General features: G+C 72.3%; 11 protein-coding genes. 7 read left to right on the forward strand and 4 right to left on the reverse strand.

Features of this window, described 5'->3' with window-relative positions; genetic code table 11:
* Window positions 1–151 precede the first annotated feature (151 nt).
* From ACLF3M_RS08075 to ACLF3M_RS08090, 4 genes are all read right to left on the reverse strand, one after another.
* A complete protein-coding gene (locus ACLF3M_RS08075; protein WP_430656377.1) occupies window positions 152–1,960 on the reverse strand; it encodes a hypothetical protein in 1,809 nt (602 codons plus the stop codon).
* A 467-nt stretch (window positions 1,961–2,427) separates the two neighbouring features.
* Entirely contained in the window at window positions 2,428–3,189 is a 762-nt protein-coding gene (locus tag ACLF3M_RS08080; RefSeq protein ID WP_430656378.1) for an SDR family NAD(P)-dependent oxidoreductase, read from the reverse strand.
* A gap of 73 nt (window positions 3,190–3,262) precedes the next feature.
* On the reverse strand, window positions 3,263–4,933 hold the full coding sequence (locus tag ACLF3M_RS08085; RefSeq protein ID WP_430656379.1) for a benzoate-CoA ligase family protein: 1,671 nt from the start codon (window positions 4,931–4,933) through the stop codon (window positions 3,263–3,265).
* A complete protein-coding gene (locus ACLF3M_RS08090; RefSeq protein WP_430656380.1) occupies window positions 4,930–6,060 on the reverse strand; it encodes an FAD-dependent monooxygenase in 1,131 nt (376 codons plus the stop codon). Before ACLF3M_RS08090 ends, ACLF3M_RS08085 begins: the two co-directional genes overlap by 4 nt.
* A 93-nt stretch (window positions 6,061–6,153) precedes the next feature.
* Between ACLF3M_RS08090 and argS the strand changes: the two genes are divergently transcribed.
* The 7 genes from argS (at window position 6,154) to ACLF3M_RS08125 (ending at window position 13,160) form a co-directional block, all read left to right on the forward strand.
* Complete coding sequence (gene argS / locus ACLF3M_RS08095) at window positions 6,154–7,935, forward strand: arginine--tRNA ligase (protein ID WP_430656381.1); 1,782 nt, start codon at window positions 6,154–6,156, stop codon at window positions 7,933–7,935.
* On the forward strand, window positions 7,932–8,678 hold the full coding sequence (locus ACLF3M_RS08100) for an SPOR domain-containing protein (protein WP_430656382.1): 747 nt from the start codon (window positions 7,932–7,934) through the stop codon (window positions 8,676–8,678). The genes argS and ACLF3M_RS08100 overlap by 4 nt, the downstream gene beginning before the upstream one ends.
* Window positions 8,679–8,745: 67 nt before the next feature.
* Window positions 8,746–9,693, forward strand: coding sequence for a beta-N-acetylhexosaminidase (nagZ, locus tag ACLF3M_RS08105; protein WP_430656383.1), 948 nt, complete (start codon window positions 8,746–8,748; stop codon window positions 9,691–9,693).
* Window positions 9,694–9,695: 2 nt separating this feature from the next.
* Complete coding sequence (locus ACLF3M_RS08110) at window positions 9,696–10,394, forward strand: site-2 protease family protein (RefSeq protein WP_430656384.1); 699 nt, start codon at window positions 9,696–9,698, stop codon at window positions 10,392–10,394.
* Complete coding sequence (locus ACLF3M_RS08115) at window positions 10,391–11,200, forward strand: segregation and condensation protein A (protein WP_430656385.1); 810 nt, start codon at window positions 10,391–10,393, stop codon at window positions 11,198–11,200. The genes ACLF3M_RS08110 and ACLF3M_RS08115 overlap by 4 nt, the downstream gene beginning before the upstream one ends.
* Window positions 11,184–11,942, forward strand: coding sequence for an SMC-Scp complex subunit ScpB (gene scpB, locus ACLF3M_RS08120; protein ID WP_430656386.1), 759 nt, complete (start codon window positions 11,184–11,186; stop codon window positions 11,940–11,942). The genes ACLF3M_RS08115 and scpB overlap by 17 nt, the downstream gene beginning before the upstream one ends.
* 147 nt (window positions 11,943–12,089) lie before the next feature.
* The gene (locus ACLF3M_RS08125) at window positions 12,090–13,160 is read left to right on the forward strand and encodes an ABC transporter ATP-binding protein (RefSeq protein WP_430656387.1); all 1,071 of its coding nucleotides are present in this window, start codon (window positions 12,090–12,092) and stop codon (window positions 13,158–13,160) included.
* Window positions 13,161–13,204: the final 44 nt, after the last annotated feature.

Raw genomic sequence — 13,204 nt, forward strand, 5'->3', positions numbered from 1 at the left:
ACGGAGCGGCCAGGATGTTAGCCGCTGACCATGCGAATGCCTGTTCGAGACCTTTTCAGCCAGGGCGAAGACGACGTGAACGACGGCTCGCTGCCGGTCCCGCCAAATGGCCCGGCCGGCGCCTGACCCGCAGGCGCCGGCCGACCGAGGCTCAGACTGTCACGCGGGTGCCGTCGAAACGCGTGAAGCTGAAGCCGTCGAAGGCCTCGCGGTAGGTGGCGTGCTCGTCGCGCAGCAGGCTGATCACCACCTCCTCGCCGAGGACCATGGAGGCCGCCATGTCCGACCACCAGTGGATGCCCATCCAGTTCCGCCCCATGGCAAGGTTCGCCGCCAGCTTGTTCAGCTCCCCGCCGACCGTCAGCGGCGGCCCGGCGTAGGGCACCAGCCGCGTCGGGTCGCGCGGGTCGGGCTGCATCGGGTTCTCAACCACGCGCGCCTCGTCGAAGAAGGCCTTCAGCACGGTCGCGGCGGCGCCCGCGACGCTCGCGCCGCCTCCAGGGTAGGCCGAGAAGACGGGCGAGCCGTCAGGCGAGTTCTGCGACAGCAGGCACGTGCCCTGCTTGGCCCGTGTGCGGCGGAGCGCCTCCGACTGCAGGAAGTCGTCATTCAGCGGGTAGTCGTCCACGCCGTTGACCACCCGATGGTGCGCCAGCCCGCCGTAGGCCTCCGGCCGCAGCGTGCGGTGGACGAACCACTTCTGCCAGTAGGCGGCGCGGGGTGCGAAGTTGCATCCCTCCGCCATCACCGCCTGCAGCGGTGACAGCCCGAAGCTGGCGTTGCCCGCGCTCTGGTTTCGCGAGCGCAGGTACGGGTTCGACGGGTTCAGCGCAGGCTGCGCCAGTGGGAACATGCCGCCGTAGCGCGGATCCGGCCCGCCCGACGCCGTGGCGAGCAGCAGCGCGAGCGTCCAGGGCTGCGGCACCCCGGTGCGCACGGCCTCCGCCAGGTCCCGCCCGGTCGCGATGTAGCGCGGCGTCGCGTCGAACCGCAGCTGGCCGCGCGGCGCCTCGCCGTTCTGAACCCTCAGCCATTCGTCGTACTCGGTCAGGAACTCGCTCTCGGGCGTGGCGGTGCGGATGCGCGCGCCGATCCACTGCGCGCCGTAGGGCACGTCGCGGAGCAGGAACTGCGAGATCACCGGCCCGTCCAGCACGCCCGGCGGCGTGACGGCGCGGCCCTTCGGGTCGATCGCATCGACGTAGAGCGCGCCGCCGCGGAACAGCGTGCCGGGCGTGACGCGCCCCTGCGCCTTCGGCCCCCGGAAGCCGGGGAGACGGCTGAGCTCCTCGGCGGCCGCCAGCACATCCTGGTTGCCGGTGCCGTCGTGGAACTCGGCGAAGGGCACGTCGCGTAGCAGCGCCTGCCAGTACACCTCGGCCGCCTCGGCCGCGCGTTCAGCGCTGGCCAAGGCGGGCGCCGCCGGGATCGCGAACTGCGTCGGCGTGAGGCCGCCGAGGCTCACCGCCATCGGGCCGACCGGATTGCCCAGCCGGCGCGTGCCGCCGAGCGGTATCTTCTCGAAATCCGCCGGGTTGCCGGACTGGCAGGCCTCGAGCATGGCCAACCAGGCGGCCGGGTCCACTTCGCCGCGTGGATTGTGCGGCAGGGCCCGGGTGTCGGAGCCGATTTGGGTCGGGTAGCGCGTCTCGTCGGCGTTGGTGGGGTGCGGGGCGATGGGGGCCTCGCCGATCCTTCGCGCGCCGGCGTCGCGCACTTCGACGGCGCGCCGGCGCATCGCGGCGTCAAGCGGGCGCGTCGGCGGGTCGGTACCCGCGGGCTGCACCGCCGGCTGGGCCGCCGCCGGGGCGATGGGGGATGTGCCCGCTGGTGCGAGCGCAGCGCCGAGCGCCACGCCGGCGCCGCCGAGCAGCCCGCGGCGGCGCACGGACGGACGGGGCGGCGGCGCCCGCGGGCCTGGTCCCGGGCCGAAATCGACTGGAATGCGGTGGCCGGCCATGGAGCTTCTCCTGTGTCGATGGAAGCGGCTTCGGCGGGAACGGGGTGTCTGCCCACCGTCACGGTGGCAGGCGAGCGTCTCACGCCCGCCTCGGGCCCAGAGACCTCAGCGCCGCGCGGCGGGTGATCCGACCGAGTGTCTGTCGCGGCTCGGCTCGCGGCTGGGTGCCGAAACCGACGCCGCACCGTGAGCCCCGGCATGCAGGAACAACAGTGTTATCGGATCAAGACGGCTTGATGAGGGAGACGTGGACGTCCAATGGACGCCGGTGATTTCGCATCAATTCCACATCGCGGCGAAAACCCGGTGCGTGTGAGTAGTCGCGACCTCCGCTTCTTCAGGTTCGTCGGCACAAGCTGTACTGGTGCCGATGGCCAAACAGCCGATCATGGTGGGCACAGCCCATCCACAAGAGATGGTCCGCTTTGGGTCAATGAGGCTGTTCCGGCTTCATTCCGAAGCGGCTTTCATATCCCGATGCTGTAGCCCCCATCCACCGTGATGCTGGACCCCGTCACGAAGTCCGATCCCGGGCCGGCGAGGAAGACCGCGATCGCCGCGAAATCATCGATGCGGCCCCAGCGCCCGGCCGGCACGCGGTCCAGGATCCTCGCGCTGAAGGCCGCGTCGTCCTGCCGGCGCTTCGTCATGTCGGTGTCGATCCAGCCGGGCAGGACGGCGTTGACCTGGATGTTGTCGGGCCCCCAGGCGACGGCGCAGGCGCGGGTGAAGCCCGTCAGCCCCGCCTTGCTGGCGGAATAGGCGCCCATCGTCGGCCCGGCGACCACCGCCGCGACCGAGGCGACGTTGATCACCTTGCCGCCTCCCTGCGCCTTCATCACGGGATGCGCAGCCTGCGACAGCACCATCGCGCTGGTGAGGTTCGTGTCGAGGATGGCGTGCCATTCGGCGGTGCTCATCGCCTCGGGCCGCGCGCCGGAGGGAATGCCGGCGTTGTTCACGAGTATGTCGAGCCGGCCGTGGCGCACGGCGGCATCGACGATGGCGGCGCGGCACGCGGCCTCGTCCGTGACGTCGAGCGCGATGGCCTCGGCGCGCGACAGGGCGCTCAGCGTCGCCACGGCCGCGGCGTTCTTCGCGGCGTTGCGGCCGGCGATGACCAGGGTGGCGCCTGCCTCGGCCAGGCCGCGCGCCATGCCGAGGCCGATGCCGCCATTGCCGCCGGTGACGAAGGCGACGCGGCCGGAGAGATCGAAGGGGGAGGGCATGGGGGGCGAACCTTGTGAATGCGGCGGGACGTGCCCCCACCCTAAACCTTACCCGCAAAAGCGGGGGAGGCGATCAGCGGCGCGACTTCAGCGCGACACGGTCGATCTTGCCGGTGCCGGTTTGCGGCAGGGCGTCCACGATCTCGACGAGGCGCGGATATTTGTAGGGCAGCAGCGCGGCCTTGGCGTGGGCCTGCAGCGCGGCGGGCAGCGTCGCGGGATCGGCGCCGTCCTTCGGCACCACCCAGGCCTTCAGCGTCATCCGGCGGTCCGGCAACTCGAGCGCCAGCACCGCGACCTCCTTCACCTCCGGATGGTTCGCGAGGCAAAGCTCCACCTCCATCGGGTGGACCCATTGGCCGCTGACCTTCACCAGGTCGTCGGCGCGGCCGCGGAAGAAGTGGAAGCCCTCGGCGTCGCGCACGAAGCGGTCGCCGGTGTAGATCCAGCCGGCCTCGCGCATGGTCTCGGCGGTCTTGTCGGGGCGGTTCCAGTAGCAGGGCGCGTTGGAATGGCCGCGGACCCAGAGGATGCCTTCCTCCCCGTCGCCGACGGGATTGCCGTCGGGGTCGCGCAGCACGACCTCGTAGCCCGGCACACGGCGGCCGGCCGAACCCGGGCGATGCGCCTCGGGGCTGTTGGAGAGGTAGATGTGCAGCACCTCGGTGCTGCCGAGCCCCTCGACGATGTCGAGGCCGGTGCGCTGCTTCCAGGACGTCGCGACCTCCTCCGACAACACCTCGGCGGCGGAGATGCAGAGGCGGAGCGACGAGGTGTCCGAGATCGCCGCTTCCGGCGCGTGGTGGAGCGCGTTGTAGACCGTGGGGAGGGCGAAGAGGACGGTCGGGCGGTGCGTCGCGATGGAGCCGAAGATGCGGCCCGGCACGGGACGGCCGGCGAGCAGGACGGCGGAGGCGCCGGCGGCGAAGGGGAAGGTCATCGAATTGCCGAGGCCGTAGGCGAAGAAGATCTTCGGGACGGAGAAGCAGATGTCGTCGGGCGCGAGCTTCAGGATGTGGTCGGCGTAGCTGCGCACGGTGTAGGCGATGTCGTGCTGGAGATGGACGATACCCTTGGGCCGCCCGGTGGAGCCGGTGGAGTAGAGCCAGAACGCCATGTCGTCGCGCGCGGTGTCGGCGGCAGGGAGATGGGCGGGGTGCGGGGCGAGGAAATCTGCGAGCGTCGCGACGTGAGCTTCGTTCGGGGCGCGCTCATCCTCGGACCCCCTCCCTGACCCTCCCCCGCTTGCGGGGGAGGGAAGTTCGAGGCGGGGAAGCGCATCGCCCGTCACCACGACATGCCGCAGCTTCGTCCCCGCGGTCGCTTCCTCGGACAGCGCGGGCTCCGCAAGTCCGCCCTCGATCACCGCGACCTTCGCTTCGGTGTGCGACAGATAAAAGTTCAGGAGGTCCGGCGGTGCGAGGGTGTTGATGCAGACGGGGACGAAGCCGGCCCGGATCGCGCCGAAGAAGGCGATGGGCATGGCCGGCGTGTCGTCCAGCAGCAGCAGCACGCGGTCGCTCCGCTGCAATCCCAGCGACAGCAGCGCATGGCCGAAGCGCGACGCGGCGGTGCAGAGCTCGGCATAGGTCATGGTGCCGCCGGCATGATGGATCGCCACGCGATCCGCGTTGCCGCGGTCGAGGTTGTCGTACAGGACCGACGCCGCGTTGTAGCGGTCGGGTATGGCGAAGCCGATCTCGCGCGCGCCGGGCGCATCGTCGGGGCAGGTGTCGCGGATCATGCGGCGAGCTCCGGGCGTTCCGCGCGTACCCGCGCGACGAAGGCGGGCGCGATCCTCGCCAGGCGGTTCAGGTCGACGCGGCCCGATCGCTGGATGTAGGACAGCGCGAAGTCGATGGGCGCGAGCGCCATCTGCGCCGCGAAATCCTCGTACCAGGCGGCGGAAGCGTCGGCGGCTGCTGTCAGCGTTTCCACCACCGGCCGCCGCGCGGCTTCATAGGCCGCCAGCGCTGCGGGCACGTCGCCCCAATGCACATCGAGCGCCTTGGCGAGCGCGATGGAATCTTCGAAGGCGAGCCGCGTGCCGGAGCCGATGGAGAAATGCGCGGTGCGCAGCGCGTCGCCGATCAGCACGGTGTTCCCAACGGACCAGCGCGCATTGCGCAGGATGGGAAAGCGGCGCCAGACCGAGCGGTTGGAGACCAGCGGATGGCCGTCGAGCTCCGGCGCGAATATCGCTTCCAGCGTGGCGCGGGTCGTCGCCTCGTCCATCGCGGCGAAGCCGGCGCGGTCGAAGGTCGCGGCGTCGCATTCCACGATGAAGGTGCTCATGTCGGGGGCGTAGCGGTAGTGATGCGCGTTGAAGGCGCCGAGTTCCGTCGCGCGGAAGGTCTGGGTCAGCGTGTCGAAGCGCTTCGTCGTACCGAACCAGGCGAAGCGGTTGGTCAGCTCCCGAATGGAGGTGCCAAAGGCCGCGGCGTCGCGCAGGGCGGAGTTCAGCCCGTCGGCGGCGACGACAAGGTCGAAGCCCGCGAGGTCGTCCGGAGTGACGCGCGTGCCGAAGGCGGGTTCGACGCCGAGCGCGCGGAGGCGCGCCGTCAGCAGCCGCAGCAGTTCGAGCCTGGCGATCGCGGTGAAGCCGATGCCGTCGATCACGACCTGGCCCTGCGGGTGGTTCAGCGTGATGGCGGTCCAGGATTCCAGCCGCCCGGCCAGCGCGGCATGGAGCGCGGGGTCGTCGGCGGCGAGGAAATCAAGCGCCCGGTCGGAGAAGACGACGCCGAAGCCGAAGGTCGCGCCCTCCGGGTTCTGCTCGAAGACGCGGATCTCGGCCTCGGGCCGGCGGAGGCGGAGCAGGGCGGCGAGATGGAGTCCGGCAGGACCGGCGCCGGCGATGGCGATGCGCATGAAGGCCTCCCAGGCGTCTCCCTCTGGGCGCAGGGTAGCCGGGCGTCGGCGGGCATGGCGACACCCCACTGGCTGGGCTAAACCCGGCCCGCCATGACGCACGACATCTTTGCCGCCATGCGCGCCCGCACCGTGGCGGCGCTGCGCGAGATCCTGCCGGACCTGCCGGAGGAGGCCTTCGCCAAGGTGCAGACCGAGCCGCCGCGCGACCCCTCCCATGGCGACATGGCGACCAACGGCGCCATGGTGGTCGCCAAGGCCGCCAAGGTCCCGCCGCCGAAGCTGGCGGCGGAGCTGGCGGCGAAGCTCGCCGCGCTGCCGGAGGTGGCGGAAGCCGCGCCGGCCGGCCCGGGCTTCGTCAACCTGCGGCTGAGGGAGGATCACCTTCGCGCGCTGGTGCCAGCGATCCTGGCCACCGGCCCGGCCTTCGGCGACAGCCGGATGGGGCAGGGGAAGCGGGTGAACGTCGAATACGTCTCGGCCAACCCCACGGGGCCGATGCATGTCGGGCATTGCCGCGGCGCGGTGGTGGGCGACGCGCTGGCCGGGCTGCTGGCCAAGGCCGGCTACGACGTCACGCGCGAATACTACATCAACGACGCCGGGGCGCAGGTGCTCGCCCTCGCCTACGCCGCGTATTGGCGATACCTGCAGGCCCTCGGCACCACGATGACCGAGGAGCACTACGCTCAGTCCGTGCCGGGCGGGCTGCAGTATCGCGGCGAGTATCTGATCCCTGTCGGCGCCGCGCTGAAGGAACGTCATGGCGACGCGCTCGCCGCCGCCGACGGCATCTACGGCTACGCCGCCGCCGGCCCCGACACCTGGCTCGAGATCGTGCGCGACACGACGGTCGGCCTGATGATGGACGCGATCCGCGAGGACCTGGCCGCGCTCGGCGTCCGCCAGGACGTCTTCATCAGCGAACGCCAGATCGTCGAGGAAGGCTGGCTGCAGAAGGCCGAGGCGACGCTCGCGGCCAAGGAGCTGATCTACACCGGCGTGCTGGAGCCGCCGAAGGGCAAGACGCCCGACGACTGGGAGCCTCGGCCCCAGGTGCTGTTCCGCGCGACGCTCTTCGGCGACGACGTGGACCGGCCGCTGCGGAAGTCCGACGGGTCGGGCACCTACTTCGCGAATGACGTCGCGAACCACCTGGCCAAGATCGCGCGCGGCTTCCCCGAGCTCGTGCAGGTCTGGGGCGCCGACCACGGCGGCTACGTCAAGCGCATGCAGGCCGCCGTGGCGGCGCTGTCGGACCGGCAGGTCTCGCTGGATGTGGTGCTGACGCAGATCGTGCACGTCGTGAAGAACGGCGAGCCCGTGCGGATGTCAAAGCGCGCCGGCACCTATGTCACGCTGCGAGACCTCATCGACGAAGTGGGCAAGGACGCCGTGCGCTTCACCATGCTAACGCGCAAGTCGGACGCGCAGATGGAGTTCGACCTCGACAAGGTGGTCGAGCAGTCCCGCGACAACGCCGTGTTCTACGTGCAGTACGCCCATGCGCGCTGCCGGTCGGTCCTGAGGCAGGCCGGCGATCCCGCGTTCGATGATCTCGCGGCCGCGCCGATGGAGACGATTTCCGACCCCGCGGAGATGGCGCTGATCCGTAGGATGGCCGCCTGGCCGCGCACAGTTGAGGCCGCTGCCGCAGCGCGGGAGCCGCACCGAATCGCGTTTTTTCTCCAAGACTTGGCGGCCGACTTTCATATACTCTGGAACAAGGGCCGTGACGATTCGACCCTGCGATTCATCCGGGCGGAGGAGCCGGAGGCGACCCGGGCGCGGCTGGCGCTGGTGGCCGCCACGGCGACGGTCCTCCGATCGGGCCTCGCGGTCATGGGGGTGGAGCCGGTCGAGGAGATGCGATGAGCGATGCCGTAATCCCGTCCTATCGGATCCAGCGCGAGCAGAGCTCGATGCCCTGGCGGCTGCTGGCGATCGCCGGCGCGCTGCTCGGCGTCGCCGCCATCGGCCTGGCGGGTTGGTGGGGCTGGAAGTCCTGGGGCGGGATGCGGTCCGTCCCGGTCGTGGAGGCGCCGGTCGGCCCCTACAAGGTCCGGCCCGACGATCCCGGCGGCATGCGCGTGCCCAACCAGACCGAGATGGTGCTGGAGCGCCCGAACCAGCGGAACGCGTTGGCGAACCAAGCGGCGCGGAACACCAACGTCTCGCCGGGCGCGGAGGCGCCGGACCTCGGCGGGCTGCGCGCGGCCGTGCAGCCGCCGCCGCGCCAGGTCGTGCAGCCGCCGGCGGCGGTGCCCGCGCCCGCGGCGCCGCTGGCGCCGCCGACCCCGGTCGCGGGTGCCGCGCCCGCCACCGCACCGCCCGCCCCGGCCCAGCGCGTGGCTGCGCCGAGCCCGACGGGCCGCGTCTCCGTCCAGCTCGGCGCCCTGCCGACCGAGGAAGCGGCGCGCGCCGAATGGGACCGGCTGGGGCGCCGCGCGCCCGAGCTCTTCCAGGGCCGCGGGCCGCAGGTCCTGCGGCTCGACCGCGGCGACGGCCAGGCGCCGCTCTTCCGCCTGCGCACCGGCGGAATCGCCGACCAGGAGCAGGCCACGCAGTTCTGCGAGCAGGTGCGCGCCCGCGGCGCCAATTGCGTGCCGGTGCGGTGATCGCGCGGGCGGCGCCTTCGACGCGATGCCGGGCCCGTTCTCGAAGGTGGCGGGGGGCCTGAACCGCATGCCCGCCCGGAAGGCCGCCGTCGTCGGCATCGCGGGTCCGTCTCTGACGGCCGAGGAAGCCGCGCTGCTCCGCCGACACCGCCCGCTCGGCGCGATCCTGTTCCGGCGCAACGTCGTGGACCCCGCGCAGGTCGCGACGCTCACCGCGGCGTTGCGCGACGAGCTCGGCGAGGAGGCGCCGATCCTGGTGGACCAGGAGGGCGGCCGCGTTGCGCGGCTGCGGCCGCCGCACTGGACCGAATTCCCGCCCCCCGCCGCCTTCGAGAACGGGCCCGGCGCGGCGGCCGAGGCCAATGCCGCGCTGCTTGGCGCGGAATGCGCGGCGGTCGGCCTCGACGTGGTCTGCGCGCCCTGCCTGGACCTCCGGCTGCCCGGCGCGCACGAGGTGATCGGGGACCGCGCCTTCGGCGCCGACCCCGCGGAGGTCGCGCGGCTCGGCGCGGCCTGGATCCGCGGGCTGCAATCCGCGGGCTGCATTCCCGTGATCAAGCACATCCCCGGCCATGGCCGCGCCCTGGTGGACAGCCATGAGAGCCTGCCGCGGGTCGAGGCGAGCCCAGCCGAGCTCGCCGCCGACATCGCGCCCTTCCGGGAGCTGGCGGACCTCGGGGCCTGGGCGATGACGGCGCATATCCTCTACGCCGCCTGGGATTCGGCGCGGCCGGCGACGCTGTCGGACGCCGTCATCCGCGACGTGATCCGGGGGGAGATCGGCTTCGACGGGGTGCTGGTCTCGGACGACCTGGCGATGGGGGCGATGCAGGGGCTGTCCAACGACCTCGCCGGCGCCGCCATCGAGGCGGGATGCGACATCGTCCTGCACTGCACCGGCGTTCTGGCCGAGACGGCGGCGATCCTCGGCACCTGCCCGCCGCTCTCCGACGCCGCGCTGCGCCGGCTCGGCGCCGCCCGCGCCGCCCGCCGTCCCCTTCCGGCGCTGGCCTGACCTTGTTCGGGGAAGTCGCGGCCTCCGTCCTGTCGGCGATTCTGGCGATCACGCTGCACGAGGCCGCGCATGGCTATGCCGCGAAGGCGCTGGGCGACGACACCGCGGCGCGGATGGGACGGCTCAGCCTCAATCCGATCCGGCACGTGGACCCCGTAGGGACGCTGCTGGTCCCGGGGATCCTGCTGGCGAGCCAGCTCGCCACCATCGGCCGGGTCGAGGTGATGTTCGGCTGGGCGAAGCCCGTGCCGGTGGACATCTGGAAGCTCCGGAACCCGCGCTGGGGGATGGTCCTGGTGGCCGCGGCGGGGCCCGCCATCAACTTCGGGCTTGCCTGGGCCTTCGGCTTGGCGGCCCATGGGGTTGAGGTCGTCGCCGATTCGCTGCCACAAGATGTGGTGGAGTGGGCGTACCGCTTCATCGCCCTCAGCATGCTGGTGAACGTCGTCCTGGCCTGTTTCAACCTCCTGCCGATCCCCCCGCTCGATGGTGGCCGAATTCTGGTGGGCATCCTGCCCGCGCCGGCCGCGCGCGCCGTGGCGAGGACCGAGCGGGCCGGGCTGTTCCTGGTGATCCTGCTGCTCTTCGTGCTGCCCCAGCTGACCGACGGCTTCGACCCGCTCGGCGCGCTGGTGCGCCATGTCGCGCTGCCGATCCTGCAGGCGATCTTCGTTCTCTCCGGCCATGGGACCCCGGCATGACCGCCCTTGCCCCTGCCTTCCCCGCCCCGCTCGGCAGCGCGACGCCGCAGCTGCACCTGCAGCTCGAGGGCTATGAAGGCCCGCTCGACCTCCTGTTGGACCTGGCGCGGAACCAGAAGCTCGACCTCGGGACGATCTCGATCGTCGCGCTGGTGGACCAGTACCTCACCGTGATCGAGAAGGCGCGCGGCCTGCGGCTCGAGATCCAGGCGGAATGGCTGGTTATGGCGGCCTGGCTCGCCTGGCTGAAGTCGCGCCTGCTGCTGCCGAAGGAGGAGGCTGGCGAGGACCCCGAGCAGATCGCCGGCCGCCTGACCGACCGCCTGGCGGAGCTGGAACGCATGCGGGCGGGCTCCGCCTGGCTCTCCGCCCGGCCGCAGTTGTTCCGCGACCTTTTCCCGCGCGGCGCGCCCGAAAGCCTCACGGTTCAGGACCGCTCCGGCATCCGGGCCGACCTGTCGGCGCTCTGCCAGGCCTATGTGGCGGGCCGGCGGCGCGCCCTGGCCAAGCGGCCCTACCGGCCGAAGCCGCGGCGCCTGTGGTCGGTGCAGGAGGCGATCGGGCACCTGTCCCGGGCGCTCGGCGACTTCCCCTCCTGGGCGGTGCTGCAGCGCTTCCTCCCGGAGGCGGAAATCGCCGAACTCGACACCGTGGAGCGCCGGGCGGCTCTTGCCAGCACGCTGATTGCAGGCTTGGAGATGGCGCGCGGCGGCGCGTTGGAGCTTCGCCAGGAGCGGGCCTTCGGTCCCATCATGCTCCGCCGCGCCGAGCGCGTGGAGGAGAACAAGGATGTGCGCGCCGCCTGACGAGGGCGAGACGCCGGCCGGGGAGCCGGCGGAGAGCGTGGCGGGGGTGGAGGCGGAGGCGGTGCCCGTGGAGGCCGCGCCGGCGCCTGAGCCCGAGATCGTCCCCGCGACACCCGAGGCGATCCGGATCGCGGAGGCGCTGCTCTTCGCCTCCGACCGGCCGGTCGCGCCGCAGCGCCTGCAGCAGGTGCTGCCGGAGGGCCAGCAGGCGCCGGTGGTCCTGGCCGCGCTCGGCCAGGCACTGGAGGGCAGGGGGGTCGTGCTGGCCGAGGTCGCCGGCGGTTGGGCGCTGCGCACCGCGCCGGACCTGGCGCCGGCGCTGACCCGCGTCGTCGAGGTCCCGCGCCGCCTGCCGCGCGTGGCGATGGAGACGCTGGCGGTGATCGCCTGGCACCAACCCGTGACGCGCGCGGAGGTCGAGGAGATCCGCGGCGCCGGCCTGTCCCAGGCGACGCTTGAGGCGCTGCTTGAGCATGGGCTGATCCAGCCCAAGGGGCACAAGGAGGTGCCGGGGCGGCCGACGCTGTGGGGGACGACGCAGCGCTTCCTCGAGCAGTTCGGGCTGACCTCGCTCAAGGACCTGCCGAAGCGGGAGGAGCTGGTCAGCGCGGAGGCCGCGGCGCCGCTGCTTTCGGCGGCGGAAGCGGCCGGCGAGGAGGCTGGCGCCGAGGACCCGGCCGGCGAGGGGACTGTAGAGCCCCGGCCGGAGGCGCCGGCGGAGACCGACGACGCCGTCCGGTGACCCCCGCCGCCCACGATGGCGGACCGCTTGCGGGCCGAGGCCGCGAACGAGGCCCGCGCACCACCCGCCTTGGCGACCCGCCCACCAGCCGCATGCGCGAAAGCCAAGGCCGCGGATGCGGCCGCCGGCGCCTGAGGCTCCAATAACTTGAGCATCGCCTTCGACCACGTCAGCCACAGCTACCCCGAGCGGGGGCGGGTCCTGCGCGACCTATCGCTGGCCGCCAGGCCCGGCGAGATCGTCTGCCTGCTCGGACCCTCGGGCTGCGGGAAGACGACGCTGCTGCGCCTGGCCTCGGGGCTCGAGCCCCTGCAGGCCGGGCGGATCACGCTGGACGGGCAGACCATCGCCGAGCCCGGCCGGGACGTCCCGCCGGAGCGGCGCGGCGTCGGCTATGTCTTCCAGGACTACGCGCTCTTCCCCCATCTGACCGTCGAGGACAACGTCGCCTTCGGCCTGCGCTTCGTCCCGCGCGGGCAGCGGAAGTGGCGGATCATGGACGCGCTGGCCCGCGTGGGCCTGGAGGCCTACGCGAACGCCTGGCCGCACATGCTCTCGGGCGGGCAGCAGCAGCGCGTGGCGCTGGCCCGCGCGCTCGCCCCGCGCCCCGCCGTCCTGCTGCTCGACGAGGCCTTCGCGAGCCTCGATGCAAGGCTGCGGGAACAGGTTCGCGACGACACGCTGCATGTCTTGCAGGAGGCCGGCATCGCCACCCTCATCGTCACCCATGACGCGGAGGAGGCGATGTTCATGGCCGACCGCATCGCCCTGATGAACGAGGGGCGGATCGAGCAGCTCGGCACGCCGGAGGAGCTGTATCTCTCGCCGGAGACGCGCTTCGTCGCGACCTTCCTCGGCGAGGTGAACCGGCTGCCCGCCCGGATGCGCGGCAGCCGCGCTGAGACGCCGATCGGCACGCTCGACCTCGGCAACCGGCTGCCCGCCCGCCTGCCGGGGGAGGAAGGCGCGGCGGTGGAGGTGCTGCTGCGGCCGGAGGGGCTGCGGGTGCAGGACGGCGGCGGCACCGCGGCCGAGGTCGAGGCCTGCCGGCTGCTCGGTGCGACGACGCTGGTCCACCTGGCGGTCCCGGACGGGCAGGGGGGGCTGCTGCACCTGCACGCCCGGCTTCCGCCGGGGATCCGGCTCACCCGGGGGGAGAAGGTGACGGTTTCGATGGATGCCGAGCGGGCCTTCGTATTCCCCCCGGAGTCACCCTAGATAACAGGCGCCCGCATTGGCGCGGCGCGGCCTTCCTGCTAACG

The sequence above is a fragment of the Falsiroseomonas sp. HW251 genome, assembly GCF_050563545.1.
Classification (GTDB): Bacteria; Pseudomonadota; Alphaproteobacteria; order Acetobacterales; family Acetobacteraceae; genus Falsiroseomonas.